Origin of the sequence: Saccharothrix sp. HUAS TT1, from assembly GCF_040744945.1 — a bacterium.
In the GTDB taxonomy this organism is placed as follows: Bacteria; Actinomycetota; Actinomycetes; order Mycobacteriales; family Pseudonocardiaceae; genus Actinosynnema.
The window spans coordinates 4,772,778-4,787,906 of record NZ_CP160453.1 but is presented as its reverse complement, the minus strand read 5'-3'; the positions used below and the strand labels follow the sequence as shown (position 1 = coordinate 4,787,906).

Genomic DNA, 15,129 nt, shown 5'->3' with positions numbered 1-15,129 from the left:
CGGGAAGTCGCCGATGCCGTCGCCGCCGCGGGCCACGAGGTCCCACAGCTGCTCGGGCGTGGTGATGCCGCCCGGGTAGCGGCAGCCCATGCCGACGATCACGACGGGGTCGTCGGACAGCGCGGCGGCGCGCGGGGCCTCCCGGACGGGCGCGGGCGCGGCCACCAGCTCGGCGCGCAGGTGCGCGGCGAGCGCGAGCGGCGTCGGGTGGTCGAACACCAGGGTGGGCGGCAGGGTCAGGCCGGTCGCCGCGTCCAGCCGGTTGCGCAGGTCGATCGCGGTCAGCGAGTCGAACCCGAGCTCCTGGAACGTGCGGTCGGCGGGCACGGCGGCGGCGTCGGCGTGCCCGAGCACCTGCGCGGCGGCCGACGACACGGCGGCCAGCAGGACCCGGTCCTGCTCGGCGGGCGGGCGTCCGGCCAGGTCGCGGCCCAGGCGCGTGGTGGGGTTCGCGCGGCGGGGCGTGGCGCGGCGGGCGGGCACGAGGTCGCGCAGCAGCGGCGGCACGTCGTCCAGGGCGCGCAGCGCGGCGGTGTCCAGGCGCAGCGGGAGCAGGGCGGCGCGGTCGGCCGTGAGCGCGGTGTCGAACAGCCGGAGCCCCTGCTCGACGGTCAGCGGCGGCAGGCCGGAGCGGGCCATCCGGGCGCGGGCGGCGTCGTCCAGCTCGCCCGCCATGCCGCCGGTCCACGCGCCCCAGGCCAGGGACACGGCGGGCAGGCCGCTCGCCCGGCGGTGCTCGGCGAGCCCGTCGAGGAAGGCGTTCGCGGCGGCGTAGTTGGCCTGGCCCGCCGCGCCGAGCACGCCCGCGGCCGAGGAGAACAGGATGAGCGGGACGTCGGTCAGCTCGTGCAGGTGCTGGGCCGCGTCGACCTTGGGGCGCAGGACGGTGTCGAACCGCTCGGGCGTGAGCGCGTCGAGCACGCCGTCGTCCAGCACGCCGGCCGCATGGACCACGGCGGTGACCGGGTGCTCGGCGAGCAGCGCGGCCAGGGCGTCGCGGTCGGCGACGTCGCACGCGACGGTCACCACGTCGGCGCCGTCGACCTCGACCGGCCGACCGGTGCGGGAGGCCAGGACCAGCCGGCGGACGCCGTGCGCGGCCACCAGGTGCCCGGCGATGACGCCGCCGAGCGCGCCGGACGCGCCGGTGACGAGGACGGTGTCGCCGAGGTCGGTGCTCGTCGCGCCGGCCGTGGCGCGGGCCAGGCGGGGCGCCAGGACCCGGCCGTCGCGGACGGCGACCTCGGGTTCGTCGGGGAGGGACGGGAGGTCCGCCGAGCCGTCGGTGTCCACGAGCCCGAACCGGCCGGGCGCCTCGGACCCGGCCGCGCGCACGAGCCCGCGGACGGCGGCGTGGGCCGGTTCGCCCGCGCGGGTCACCACGACCAGGCGGGAGTGCGCGACCGCCGGGTCCGCCTGCCAGTCCTGGAGCAGGGCGAGCACGTCGGCGACGAGCGCCCGCACCTGCCGCGGCACGTCGCCGTCGACCGCCGGGAGCGGGTAGAAGACGGTCGGCGGGACCTCGTCACCCGCGCCGAGCGCCGCCCACAGCTCGTCGACGCTCGCGTAGGAGGTTCCGATGACGGCGTGGTGGCCGGTCGGCGGCACCGCGCGCACCGGCCGCCAACGGGTCTCCAGCAGGTCCCCGCCCGCCTGCGCGGTCGCGGCTCGCAGCACCAGCCCGGCGACGGTCAGCACCGGCTCGCCGTCGGCGTCGGCCAGCCGCACCGACACCGCGTCCGGCCCGACCGGCTCGACCACCGCGTGGGCGGCCACGGCCCCCGGGGCGTGCAGGGTCACGTCGGTCCAGGTGAACGGCAGTCCGGCGAGGCCGGGCAGCCCGAGCAGCGGCACCGCGTGCAGGGCGCCGTCCAGCAGCGCGGGGTGGACGCGGAACCCGGCGTCCGGCGCGTCGGTGGCGGCCGGGTCGAGTTCGACGGCGACGCCGGAGGCGGTGCGCCGGGCGGCGGTCAGCGCGCGGAACGCGGGGCCGTACGAGAAGCCGCCGGCGGCCAGCCGGTCGTAGAGGTCGGCCACGGGCAGCGGCTCGCCGCCCGGGTCGGTCCAGGGGGTGGCGGCTCCCGCTTCGGCGAGCCGGCCGGACGCGTGCCGGGTCCAGGTCTCGTCGTCCTCCGGTCGGGCGTGGACGGTGACGGCGTGGTCGGCGTCCACGACGACGCGCAGCTGCACGGCGGTGTCCTCGGGCAGCGCCAGCGGCGCTTCCACGACCAGCTCGGCGACCCGGTCGCACCCGACCTCCGCGCCGGCCCGCAGCGCGAGGTCCACGAACGCCGCGCCGGGCAGCAGCACCGCGCCGCCCACCGCGTGGTCGGCCAGCCACGGCTGCGAGCGCAGCGAGAACCGGCCGGTGAGCACCGCGCCACCGCCGTCCGGCAGGTCGAGCACCGCGCCGACCAGCGGGTGCCCGGTGGCGCGCAACCCGGCGGCGGACACGTCCCGGACCGCTCCGCTTCCCCGTCGCGGCCAGAAGCGCTGACGGGCGAACGCGTACGTCGGCAGCGGCACCGCGCGGCCGTCGGGCAGCAGCGCCCGCCAGTCGGGCTCGACGCCGCGCGCCACCAGCCGGGCCAGCGCGGCCCGGGTGGTCTCCACCTCGTCCCGGTCGCGGCGCAGCAGCGCCACGCCCTCCGCGCCGGCGTCGGCGGCCGTGAGGAGGGCCGCGTTGACCAGCGCGGTGTCCGGCCCGAGTTCCACGAGGGTCGTGCCGCCCTCCCCGACGACCGTCCGGACCGCGTCGGCGAACCGCACCGGCGCGGTGACCTGGTCCACCCAGTAGCCCGGGTCGCCCAGGTCCGCCACCGCACCGGTCACCGTCGAGACCACCGGGATCGACGGCACGCCGAACGACACCCCGTCGAACGCCGCCCGGAACTCCTCCAGCACCGGCTCCATCAGGGGTGAGTGGAAGGCGTGCGACACCGACAGCCTGCGCGTCCGGTGGCCCTGCTCGGCCAACTCCGACGCGGCGGCCAGCACCGCCGACTCCTCACCGGACAGCACCACCGCGCGCGGACCGTTCACCGCCGCCAACGCAACGACGTCGTCCAGGTAGGGCGAAACCTCGTCCTCGGACGCTTCGACGGCGACCATCGCGCCGCCCTCGGGCAGCGCCCGCATCAGGTTCCCGCGCGCCACCACCAGCCGGCACGCGTCCTCAAGGCCCAGCACGCCCGACACGTGGGCCGCCGCGAACTCGCCCACCGAGTGACCGACGAGGAAGTCCGGGCGGACGCCCCACGACTCCAGCAGCCGGAACAACGCCACCTCGACCGCGAAGAGGGCCGGCTGGACCACCGCCGTGTCGGACTCGCCCGCCGCCAACACCTCGCGCAGCGGACGGCCCAGCAGCGGGTCGACGACGGCGGCGATCCCGTCCAACGCCTCGGCGAACACCGGGAACCCGGCCGCCAGCTCCAGGCCCATGCCCGGCCGCTGCGAACCCTGGCCGGCGAACAGGAAGGCGACCTTGGACGTCCCGCGCACGGACGTGACCGGCACGTCGCCGGAAACCAGCGCGGCCAGCCCGTCCGGTCCCCACACGGCCGCGCGGTGCTCGAACCGGCTGCGCGTGGTGGCCAGCGACCAGCCCACGTCCACCGGGTCCGACCCCGGCCGGGCGGCCAGGTGGTCCGCCAACCGGGCCGCCTGCTCGCGCACCGCCTCCGGCGTCACCGCCGACAGCACCCACAGCGCCGACCGCCCGCCCTCGCGGACCGGGCGCGGCGCCGGGGGTTCCGGCTGCTCCAGCACGACGTGCGCGTTGGTGCCGCTGATGCCGAACGACGACACGCCCGCCCGGCGCGCCCGGCCGGTCTCCGGCCAGTCGACGGCGGTCGCCGCCGGTCGCACCGCACCCGCCGACCAGTCGACGTGCGACGACGGCGCGTCCAGGTGCAGGGTGCGCGGCACGACGCCGTGCCGCATCGCCTCGACCACCTTGATGATCCCGGCGACACCGGCCGCCGCCTGCGCGTGGCCGATGTTCGACTTGACCGAGCCGAGCAGCAGCGGCTCGTCCCGGTCCTGGCCGTAGGTCGCGATGACGGCCTGCGCCTCGATCGGGTCGCCCAGGGTGGTGCCGGTGCCGTGCGCCTCCACGAAGTCCACATCGGACGGTCGCAGGCCCGCCTTGGCCAGCGCGGCGCGGATGACCCGCTGCTGCGACGGGCCGTTGGGCGCGGTGAGGCCGTTGGACGCGCCGTCCTGGTTGACCGCGCTGCCCTTGACGACCGCCAGCACCTCGTGCCCGTTGCGGCGGGCGTCCGACAGCCGTTCCAGCAGCACGACGCCGACGCCCTCGCCCCAGCCCACGCCGTCCGCGCTGTCGGAGAACGACTTGCACCGGCCGTCGGGCGCGAGGCCCTGCTGGCGGGAGAACTCCACGAACGTGCCGGGCGTCGACATCACCGTCACGCCGCCGGCCAGCGCCAGGTCGCACTCCCCCGTCCACAGCGCCTGCGCGGCCAGGTGCAGCGCCACCAGCGACGACGAGCACGCGGTGTCCACCGTGACGGCCGGTCCGACCAGCCCCATCGTGTAGGCGACCCGGCCGGTGGCGATGCTGCCGGAGCTGCCGTTGCCGGCCATGCCCTCGAAGTCGCCGTCCGCGCCGCTCAGCGCGGCCAGGTAGTCGTTGTACATGACGCCCGCGAACACGCCGGTCCGGCTGCCGCGCAGCGAGACCGGGTCGATGCCCGCCCGCTCCACGGCCTCCCACGACGTCTCCAGCAGCAGCCGCTGCTGCGCGTCGGTCGCCAGCGCCTCGCGCGGGGACATGCCGAAGAACGCCGGGTCGAACTCGGCGGCGTCGTGCAGGAACCCGCCGCGCTGGGTGGTCGAGGCGCCCGCGCCGTCACCGGCGAGGGCGTCGAGGTCCCAGCCCCGGTCGGTGGGGAACCCGCTGACCGCGTCCACGCCGTCGGCCACCAGCCGCCACAGGTCCTCCGGCGACCGCACGCCGCCCGGGTAGCGGCACGCCATGCCGACGATCACGATCGGATCGGTCCTGGTGGGGTCGTCGCCCGCCGCCCGCGCGGTCGGGACCGCGTCCGCCGGGACGTCCGCGCCGAGCAGTTCGTCCAGCAGGTGCCCGGCCAGCGCGCCGGCGGTCGGGTAGTCGAACACGAGCGTGCCGGCCAGCCGCAGGCCGGTGACCGCGCCGAGGCGGTTGCGCAGGTCGAGCGCGGTGAGCGAGTCGAAGCCCAGGTCGCTGAACGCGCGGGTCGGGTCGATCAGCTCCGCGCCCGCGTGGCCGAGGACGAGCGCCGCCTGCGCGCGCACGAGGTCGCTGACGGCCTCCACGCGTTCGGCGGGCGTGAGGCCGGCGAGGCGGCGCGCGAGGTCCACCGCGCCGCCGGCGGTGGCCCGACCGGTGCGCACCAGGCCGCGCAGCAGCGGCGGCACGACGCCCGACGCGCGCACCGCGGCCGGGTCCAGCCGCACCGGGACGACGGCGCCGCGACCGGCGGCGAGCGAGGCGTCCAGCAGCGCCAGGCCCTCGTCGGTGGTCAGCGCGGGCAGCCCGGCGCGGGCCATCCTGGTCAGGTCGGCCTCGTCCAGCGCGCCCGCCATGCCGGCCGGCAGCGCCCACGCGCCCCAGGCCAGCGACACCGCGCCGGGGTGGGCGGACGGGAGGGCGTCGAGGAACGCGTTGGCCGCCGCGTAGTTCGCCTGACCGGCCGCGCCGAACACGCCGCCCGCCGAGGAGAACAGCACCAGGGGCTTGTCGGGCAGCAGCTCGTGCAGGTGCCACGCCGCGTCCACCTTCGGGCGCAGCACGGCCGCCAGGTCGTCGGGCGTGAGGGAGGCGAGCACGCCGTCCGCGAGCACACCGGCCGCGTGCACGACCACGTCCGGCCGGTGCACGGCCAGCACTCGGGCCAGGTCGGCGCGGTCGGTCACGTCGCACGCCACCGCGGTCGCCGCGCCGCCCAGGTCGGCCACCAGCTCGGCGGCGCCGGGCGCGTCCGGTCCGCGCCTGCCCACCAGCACGATGTCGCGCACGCCGTGCGCGGTGACGAGGTGCCGGGCGACGACGGCGCCCAACCCGCCGGTGCCGCCGGTGATCAGCACGCGACCGCTCCACTCGGCGGGTCCGGTCGCGGGCACCCGCGCCAGCCGCGGCGCGAGGACGCGGCCGGCGCGCACGGCGACCTGGGGTTCTGCGGCGTGCGCCACGTCGTCGCCGTCGACCAGCAGGAACCGGTCGGGCTGCTCGGACTGGGCGCTGCGCACCAGGCCCCACACGGCGGCGGCGGCCAGATCGGTGACCGGGTCGTCCGGGCCGGTGGACACCGCGCCACGCGTGACGACCGCGAGCCGGGGGCCTTCGGCCGGCCAGTCGCGCAGGGCGGCCAGCACCTCGGCGGTGAGGCGGTGGGTGGCGGTCACCGGGTCCTCGCCCGGTTCGGACGCCACGTGCAGCACGGTCGCGTCGGCGTCGGCGTCGGCGGGCACCTCGGTCCAGTCGACCGCGTGCAGCGGGGTCCGGGTCGCGCCCAGGTCGGCCGGGACGGGGCGCAGCACGAGCCGTTCGACGTCCAGCACCGGGCGGCCATCAACGTCCACAATGGACAGACTTACCGCCGACGGGCCGACGGGCGTGATGCGGACGCGCAGCGCGGTCGCGCCGGTGGCGTGCAGGGTGACGCCGGACCAGGAGAACGGCAGCCCCCCGGAGCCGACCAGGCCGGCCGCGTGCAGGCAGGCGTCCAGGAGCGCGGGGTGCACGCCGAACCCGGCCGGGTCGCCGGTGAAGCCGACCTCCGCGACCACCTCGTCACCGTGCCGCCGCACCGCGCGCAAGCCCTGGAACAGCGGCCCGTAGTCGAAGCCGTCGGCGGCGAACCGCTCGTAGGCGCCGTCGACCGGGACGTCCTCGCCACCGGTCGGCCACCGGTCGGCGGGCGCGGCGCGGCGGGCGTCGAGCAGGCCGGTCGCGTGCCGGACCCACGGCTGGTCGCCCGACTCGACGCGCCCGTACACGCCGATCGGCCGGGCGCCGCCGGCGCCGGGCGCGCCGACGACGACGTGCACCTGCACGCCGTCCTGCTCGGGCAGCACGAGCGGCGCTTCGAGGGTCAGCTCGGCCACGGTCGGGCAGCCCGTGCGCGCGCCCGCGTGCAGCGCGAGGTCGAGCAGGGCGGTGCCGGGCACGGGCACCACACCGGCCACGACGTGCTCGGTCAGCCACTGGTGGGTCTGCCGGGACAGCCTGGTGGTGAACAGGTGCCCGTCGGTGTCGGGCAGGTCGGTGGCGCCGTCGAGCAGCGGGTGGCCGGCCTCGGTCAGGCCGATCGCGGTCGGCGAGCCGGTGCGCCGGGCCGGACCGGGCCAGAACCAGGCGTGCTGGAACGGGTACGTCGGCAGGTCGACCCGCCGACCGGCGGCGTGCGGCGCGGCGCGGTCGACGGGCACGCCGTGGACGTGCAGGCGGGCCAGCGCGGCGACGGCCGCGTGCTCCTCGTCCCGGTCGCGGCGCAGCACCGGCACCACGAGCCCGTCGCCCGCGCTGCCCTCGGCGAGGCCCGACAGCGACCCGTCCGGCCCGACCTCGACGAACGCGGTCACGCCCTCGTCGGCCAGCGCCCGCACCGCGTCGGCGAACCGCACCGGCTCGACGGCCTGCCGCACCCAGTACTCGGCATTCGCCAGGTCGGTCACCGCGCCGGTCACCGTCGAGACCACCGGGATCGAGGGCGTGCCGAACGACACGCCGTCGAACGCCTGCCGGAACTCGTCCAGCACCGGCGTCATCAGGGGCGAGTGGAAGGCGTGCGACACCGACAGCGCGCGGGTCCGGTAGCCGCGTTCGGCCAACTCCGAGGCGACGGCCAGCACCGCGGGCTCCGCGCCGGACAGCACCACCGCGCGCGGGCCGTTCACGGCCGCCAGCGCGACGTCGTCGTTCAGGTGGGGCCGGACCTCGTCCTCGGACGCCTGCACGGCCACCATCGCGCCGCCTCCGGGCAGCGCCGCCATCAGCCGGCCCCTGGCCACCACCAGGCGGCAGGCGTCCTCCAGGCTGAGCACGCCGGACACGTGGGCCGCCGCGAACTCGCCCACCGAGTGGCCGATGAGGAAGTCCGGTCGGACGCCCCAGGACTTCAGCAGGCGGAACAACGCCACCTCGACCGCGAACAACGCGGGTTGGACCGCCGCCGTGTCGGACTCGCCCGCCGCCAACACCTCGCGCAGCGGACGTCCCAGCAGCGGGTCGACGACGGCGGCGACCTCGTCCAGCGCCTCGGCGAACACCGGGAACCGGGCGGCCAGCCCGAGGCCCATGCCCGGGCGCTGCGCGCCCTGGCCCGCGAACAGGAAACCGGTCAGGCCGTGACCGGAGGCAGCGCCGGTGACCACGTCCGGGTGCGAGTCCCCCTCGGCGAGGGCGAGCAGGGCGACTCGGGCCTGGTCGGCGTCGGACGCCAGCACCACGGCGCGGTGCTCGAACGACGCCCTGGTCGCGGCCAGGGAGAACCCGAGGTCGGCCAGGTCCGCCCGCACCGGCAGCAGGTTCGCGGCCTGCGCGCGCAGGGCGGCCGGCGTGCGCGCCGACAGGGTGAGCGGCACGAGCCCTTCGGCGGGCGCGCCGGGAGCGGGCTCCGCGGCCGGGACCTGTTCCAGCACCACGTGCGCGTTCGTGCCGCTGATGCCGAAGGAGGAGACGCCCGCGCGGCGCGGCGCGCCGGTCTCCGGCCACGTCACCGACTCGGTGAGCAGCGCGACGTCGCCCGCGGACCAGTCGACGTGCGTGGACGGCTCGGTGACGTGCAGGGTGCGCGGCAGGACGCCGTGGCGCATCGCCTGCACGACCTTGATCACGCCCGCCACCCCGGCGGCGGCCTGGGTGTGGCCGATGTTGGACTTGACCGAGCCGAGCAGCAGCGGGCGGTCGCGGTCCTGGCCGTAGGTCGCCAGCAGGGCCTGCGCCTCGATCGGGTCGCCGAGCGTCGTGCCGGTGCCGTGCGCCTCGACCGCGTCCACTTCGGACGGTCGCAGCCCGGCGTCCGCCAGCGCCTGCCGGATCACGCGCTGCTGCGACGGGCCGTTCGGCGCGGTCAGGCCGTTGGAGGCGCCGTCCTGGTTGACCGCGCTGCCCTTCACGACGGCGAGCACGGTGTGACCGTTGCGGCGCGCGTCGGAGAGGCGTTCCAGCACCAGCACGCCGACGCCCTCGGCCCAGCCCACGCCGTCCGCGCTGTCGGAGAACGACTTGCAGCGGCCGTCGGCGGCGAGCCCGCGCTGCCGGGAGAACTCGACGAACGTGCCGGGGGTCGACATCACCGTCACGCCGCCGGCCAGCGCCAGGTCGCACTCGCCCGCGCGCAGCGCCCGTGCCGCCAGGTGCAGTGCCACCAGCGACGACGAGCAGGCGGTGTCCACCGTGACGGCCGGGCCGACCAGGCCCATCGTGTAGGCGACCCGGCCGGACAGCACGCTGCCCGCGTTGCCGGTGCCCAGGTAGCCCTCGACGTCCGGCGGGAACTCGACGTTCCCGGCCGCGTAGTCGTAGTACATGAGACCCGCGAAGACGCCGGTCTGGCTGCCGCGCAACGACTGCGGGTCGATGCCCGCCCGTTCCGCGGCCTCCCACGACACCTCCAGCAGCAGCCGCTGCTGCGGGTCCATCGCCAGCGCCTCGCGGGGCGAGATGCCGAAGAAGTCCGGGTCGAACGCGCCCGCGTCGTGCAGGAAGCCGCCTTCGCGGGTGTAGCTGGTGCCGAGCCGGTCGGGGTCCGGGTCGTAGAGCGAGGCCAGGTCCCAGTTCCGGTTGTCGGGGAACCCGGTGACGCCGTCGCCGCCGTTCGCGACGAGGTCCCACAGGTCGTCGGGCGAGGTGATCCCGCCGGGGTAGCGGCAGCTCATGCCGACGATGACGACCGGGTCGTCGTCCGTCGCCTTGAGCGCGGGGGCGACGTCGGCCGGGGTGTCGTCGGCGCCGGTCAGCTCGGCGGAGAGGAACGCGGCGAGGGCGTCGACCGTCGGGTGGTCGAAGACGAGGGTGGCGGGCAGCCGCAGGCCGGTGTCGGCGGTGAGGGCGTTGCGCAGCTCGACGGCGGTCAGCGAGTCGAAGCCGAGGTCGGTGAACGCCTGGTCCGCGCCGATGCGGCCGGGTGCGGCGTACCCGAGGACGGCGGCGACGTGCGCGCGCACCAGGTCGGTGATGATCCGGCCGCGCTCGGCGGGCGGGCGGCCGGCGAGGCGGTGGGCCAGTGCCGAGTCGCCGGAGCGGTTGGCGCGGACCTGGCGGCGGTTCGGTCGCACGAGCTTGCGCAGGACCGGCGGGACCGGGTCGACGCCGGCGAGCGTGTCCAGGTCGAGCCGGACGGCGGCGGTGACGGCGCGGTCGGTGCGCAGGGCGCCGTCGAACAGGTCGAGGCCGTGCCGGGCGGTCAGCGGGGGCAGGCCGGTGCGGGTGAGGCGTTCGACGTCGGCCGCGGTGAGCCCCGCCGTCATGCCGCCCGCTTCCGACCACGTGCCCCAGGCCAGGGACAGCGCGGGCGCGCCGTGGGCGCGGCGGTGTTCGGCGAGGGCGTCGAGGGCGCTGTTCGCGGCGGCGTAGTTGCCCTGGCCGGACGCGCCGAACAGGCCGGCGATGGAGGAGAACAGCAGCAGCGGGGTGGTCGGCGCGGCTTCGTGCAGGGCCCAGGCCGCGTCGACCTTGGCGCGCAGCACGGCTTCGAAGCGCTCGGGGGTGAGGGATTCGACGGTGGCGTCGTCCAGCACGCCGGCCGCGTGGATGACGGCGGACAGCGGGCGGTCGCCGAGGGCGGTGGTCAGCGTGGCGGTCAGCGCGGCGGGGTCGGCGACGTCGCAGGCGATGACCTGTGCGCCGAGTTCTTCGGCGAGGTCGAGGGCGCCGGGGGCTTCGGGGCCGCGGCGGCTGAGGAGCAGCAGGTCCTGTGCGCCGTGCTCGGTCACGAGGTGGCGGGCGAGGAGCGCCCCGAGGCCGGACGTGCCGCCGGTGATCACGACGGCGCCGGTGGAGAAGTCGGGGACCACGGCGTCCTCGGCCACCGGAAGGCGGACCAGCCGCGGCACGAACCACTCATCGCCCCGAACGGCAGCGTGCGGCTCGCCGAGTGCGACGAACCGGGCGGCCAGGGCGGCGTCGCTGTCGGCCGGGTCGGCGGCAGGTGGAGTAGCGGCGGCAGGATCGGTAGCGGTGGCAGGTTCGGTAGCGGTGGCAGGGTTTCTAGCAGTGCTAGTCGGAATAGCGGTGGTAGCGGTCGGGGTCGGGGCGAGGTCGAGGAGGCCGAAGCGGTTCGGGTGTTCCGCTTGGGCCGCGCGCACCAGGCCGCCGACGGCGGCCGAGACCGGGTCGGGCGACTCGTCCGGCGACACCGCCACAGCACCCGTGGTGATGAAGACCAGCGGCGTGGGGTCGGGGGTGGACAGGCGGGCTTGCAGGTGGCCCAGCACCTCCGCCAGGACCGCCCGGGTCGCCTCGGGGACCGAACCCCCCGGGCGGGTCAGCCGCACGACATCGGGAACCGCACCGGCCTCCGGCGCGGGCGTCGCGATCCAGTCCAAGCCGTACAGCGACTCGTGCCTGCCCCGACCGGCCGCGCGCACACCGGCCACCGACGCCGGCCGCAACGCCAACCCGCCGACCGACGCGACCGGCGCGCCCGTCTCGTCGGCCACCACCAACGACACCGACTCCGGCCCCGTCGGGTCCAGCCGCACGCGCAGCGCCGACGCCCCCACCGCGTGCAGGGCGACGTCCGACCAGGCGAACGGGACGCGACCGCGCACGTCGTCCGACGAACCGGACCCGACGACGCCCAGCGCGTGCAGCGCGGCGTCCAGCAACGCCGGGTGCAGCCCGAACGCGGTGGCGTCCTGCCCCTCCGGCAACCGCACCTCCGCGTACACCCGCGAACCCTGCCGCCATACCGCCGTCAGCCCCTGGAACGCGGGCCCGTACCCGAACCCGACCTCGGCCAGCCGCGCGTAGTGACCGGCCAGGTCGACCGGCTCGGCGTCGGCGGGCGGCCACGCGGTCAGGGACTCCAGCACCGCCGTGCCACCGGGGGCCAGCACGCCGGACGCGTGCCGGGTCCACGCCAGGTCGGCGTCGCCCTCCGCGCGCGAGTGCACGGACACCGTCCGCCGACCCGCCTCGTCGGCCGCGCCGACGGTCACCTGCAGCCGCACGCCTTCGCCGGCGGGCAGCACGAGCGGTGCCTCGACGGTCAGCTCCTCGACCACGCCGCAGCCGACCTCGTCACCCGCCCGGGTGGCCAGGTCGAGGAACGCGGTGCCGGGCAGCAGCACCGAGCCCATGACGACGTGGTCGCCCAGCCACGGCGCGGTGCGGGTGGACAGGTGGCCGGTGAACAGCAGGCCGTCGCCGTCGGCGAGGCTGATCGTGGCGCCGAGCAGCGGGTGGTCGGCGGCGGACAGGCCCAGCTGCCCCGGGTCGCCGACGCCGCGCCCGGTCAGCGGCACGTCGATCCAGTAGCGCTCCAGCTCGAACGCCTGCGTCGGCAGGTCGACCACGCGCGCGCCGGAGCCCGCGAACACCGCCGCCCAGTCCGGGGACCAGCCGCGGCCGTGCAGGTCGACCAGGGCGGTGAGCAGGGACGCCGCCTCGGGCCGGTCGCGGCGCAGCGCGGGCACGCCGTCGTCCACCAGGGCGCTGAGCACGGCGTCCGGCCCGACTTCCAGGAACCTGGTCACGTCGCGCTCGGCCAGCCAGCGCAGGCCGTCGTGGAAGCGCACGGTGGCGCGGACCTGCCCCACCCAGTAAGCGGGGTCGGTGAGGTCGGTGACGCGGCCGGTGACGGTGGAGACGATCGGCACGGCGGGCGCGTTGTAGGTCAGACCGAGTGCCACGCGCTCGAACTCGGCCAGCACGGGCTCCATGCGCGGCGAGTGGAACGCGTGCGACACGCGCAGGCGGGTGGTCCGGCGGTCGGCGAACGCGGCGGCCACCGCCTCGGCCTCGTCCTCCTCGCCGGAGACGACGACCGAGCGCGGCCCGTTCACGGCGGCGATCGACACACCGGCCGTGAGCAGCGGCGACACCTCGTCCTCGGTCGCCTCGACGGCGATCATCGCCCCACCGGGCGGCAACGCGCCCATCAGCGAACCGCGCGCGGCGACCAGCGCGCAGGCGTCGGCCAGCGACAGCACGCCGCCCACGTGCGCGGCGGCGATCTCGCCGACCGAGTGGCCGATCAGGTAGTCCGGGCGCAGGCCCCACGACTCCAGCAGCCGGAACAGGGCCACTTCCAGCGCGAACAGCCCGGTCTGGGCGAACGCGGTGTCGTGCGCCCGGTCGGCGGGCACCTCGTCCAGCGGCACGGGCAGCAGCGGGTCGAGGACCGCGCACACCTCGTCCCACGCCCGCGCGAACGCCGGGAACGCCGCGCGCAGCTCGCGCCCCATCCCCGCCCGCTGCGCGCCCTGCCCGGTGAACAGGAACGCCGAGTGCCCCGGCTTGGCCTGAGCGGTGCGGGCCGTGGTCGGCGCGCCGGAGGCCAGCGCCTCCAGTGCGGCCCGCAGCTCGTCCACCTCACCGGCGACGATGGCGGCGCGGTGCGGCAGCGCGGCCCGGGTGGTCGCGGCGGATCGGGCCAGGTCGAGCAGTTCCGGCCGCTGCGAGTCCACGAAGGACAGCAGACGACCGGCCTGCGACCGCAGCCCTTCGGCCGACCGCGCGGAGAACACGACCGGCACGACGGGCGCGTGCCACTCCCCCGCGTCGTCCACGGGCTCCGGCTCGGGCGCCTGCTCGATCACGACGTGCGCGTTGGTGCCGCTGATCCCGAACGACGACACACCGGCCCGTCGCGGCCGGTCGCGCTCGGGCCACGGCACGGCCTCGGTCAGCAGCCGGACGTCGCCCGCGGACCAGTCGACGGCCCCGGTGGGCTTGTCGACGTGCAGGGTGCGCGGCAGCAGGCCGTTGCGGAGGGCCAGGACCACCTTGATCACGCCCGCGACACCGGCGGCGGCCTGGGTGTGCCCGAGGTTGGACTTGACCGAGCCCAGCCACAGCGGCTCGTCCCGGTCCTGCCCGTAGGTGGCCAGCAGCGCGGCGGCCTCGATGGGGTCGCCGAGCACGGTCGCGGTGCCGTGCGCCTCCACGGCGTCCACATCGGACGGTCGCAGGCCGGCGGCGTCGAGCGCCGCCCGGATCACCCGCTCCTGGGACGGCCCGTTGGGCGCGGTCAGGCCGTTGGACGCGCCGTCGGAGTTGACCGCGGACCCGCGCAGCACGGCGAGCACCGGGTGCCCGTTGCGCTGCGCGTCCGACAGCTTCTCCAGCACCAGCACGCCCGCGCCCTCGCCCCAGCCGGTGCCGCTCGCCGCGTCGGCGAACGACCGGCAGCGGCCGTCCGGGGCCAGCCCGCGCTGGCGGCTGAACCCGATGAACAACCCGGGCGTCGCCATCACGGTCACGCCACCGGCCAGCGCCAGGTCGCACTCGCCGCGCCGCAGCGCGTGCGCGGCCAGGTGCATCGCCACCAGGGACGCCGAGCACGCGGTGTCCACGGTCAGCGCCGGGCCCTCCAGCCCGAGCGCGTAGGCGACCCGGCCGGACAGCACGCTCGCCGCGAGCCCGGTGGCCAGGAAGTCCTCCGCGCCCGTGGGCAGCCGGGCGACGAACTCGCTGTAGTCCTGGTAGTTCGCGCCGGTGAACACGCCGGTGCGGCTGCCGCGCAGCGCGGTCGGGTCGATCCGGGACCGCTCCAGCGCCTCCCAGCTGACCTGGAGCAGCAGGCGCTGCTGCGGGTCCATCACCACGGCCTCGCGCGGCGAGATGCCGAAGAACCCGGGGTCGAACTCGGCCGCGCCGCGCAGGAAGCCGCCCTGGTCGACGTAGGACGTGCCCCGGCTCTCCGGGTCCGCGTCGTACACCGCGTCGAGGTCCCAGCCGCGGTCGGTGGGGAACCCGCTGACCGCGTCCCGCCCCTCGACCAGCAGGTCCCACAGCTCCTCGGGCGTGTCCGCACCGGGCAGCCGGCAGGACATGCCGACGATCGCGATCGGCTCCTGCGTGCCCTCCTCGGCCTCCCGCAGCCGCTGCCGGGTCTGCTGGAGGTCCGCGGTCACCCGCTTGAGGAAGTACCGCAGCTTCTCCTCGTTCTCCAT

The 15,129-nt window shown here is 76.8% G+C and carries 1 protein-coding gene (cut by a window edge); it reads right to left on the bottom strand.

Annotation, left to right across the window (positions count from 1 at the left end):
- On the bottom strand, positions 1-15,129 hold the 5' portion of the coding sequence (locus AB0F89_RS22515; protein WP_367127521.1) for a type I polyketide synthase. It extends 13,980 nt beyond the left edge of the window; only the first 15,129 of its 29,109 coding nucleotides appear in the window; its start codon is at positions 15,127-15,129; the stop codon falls past the left edge of the window.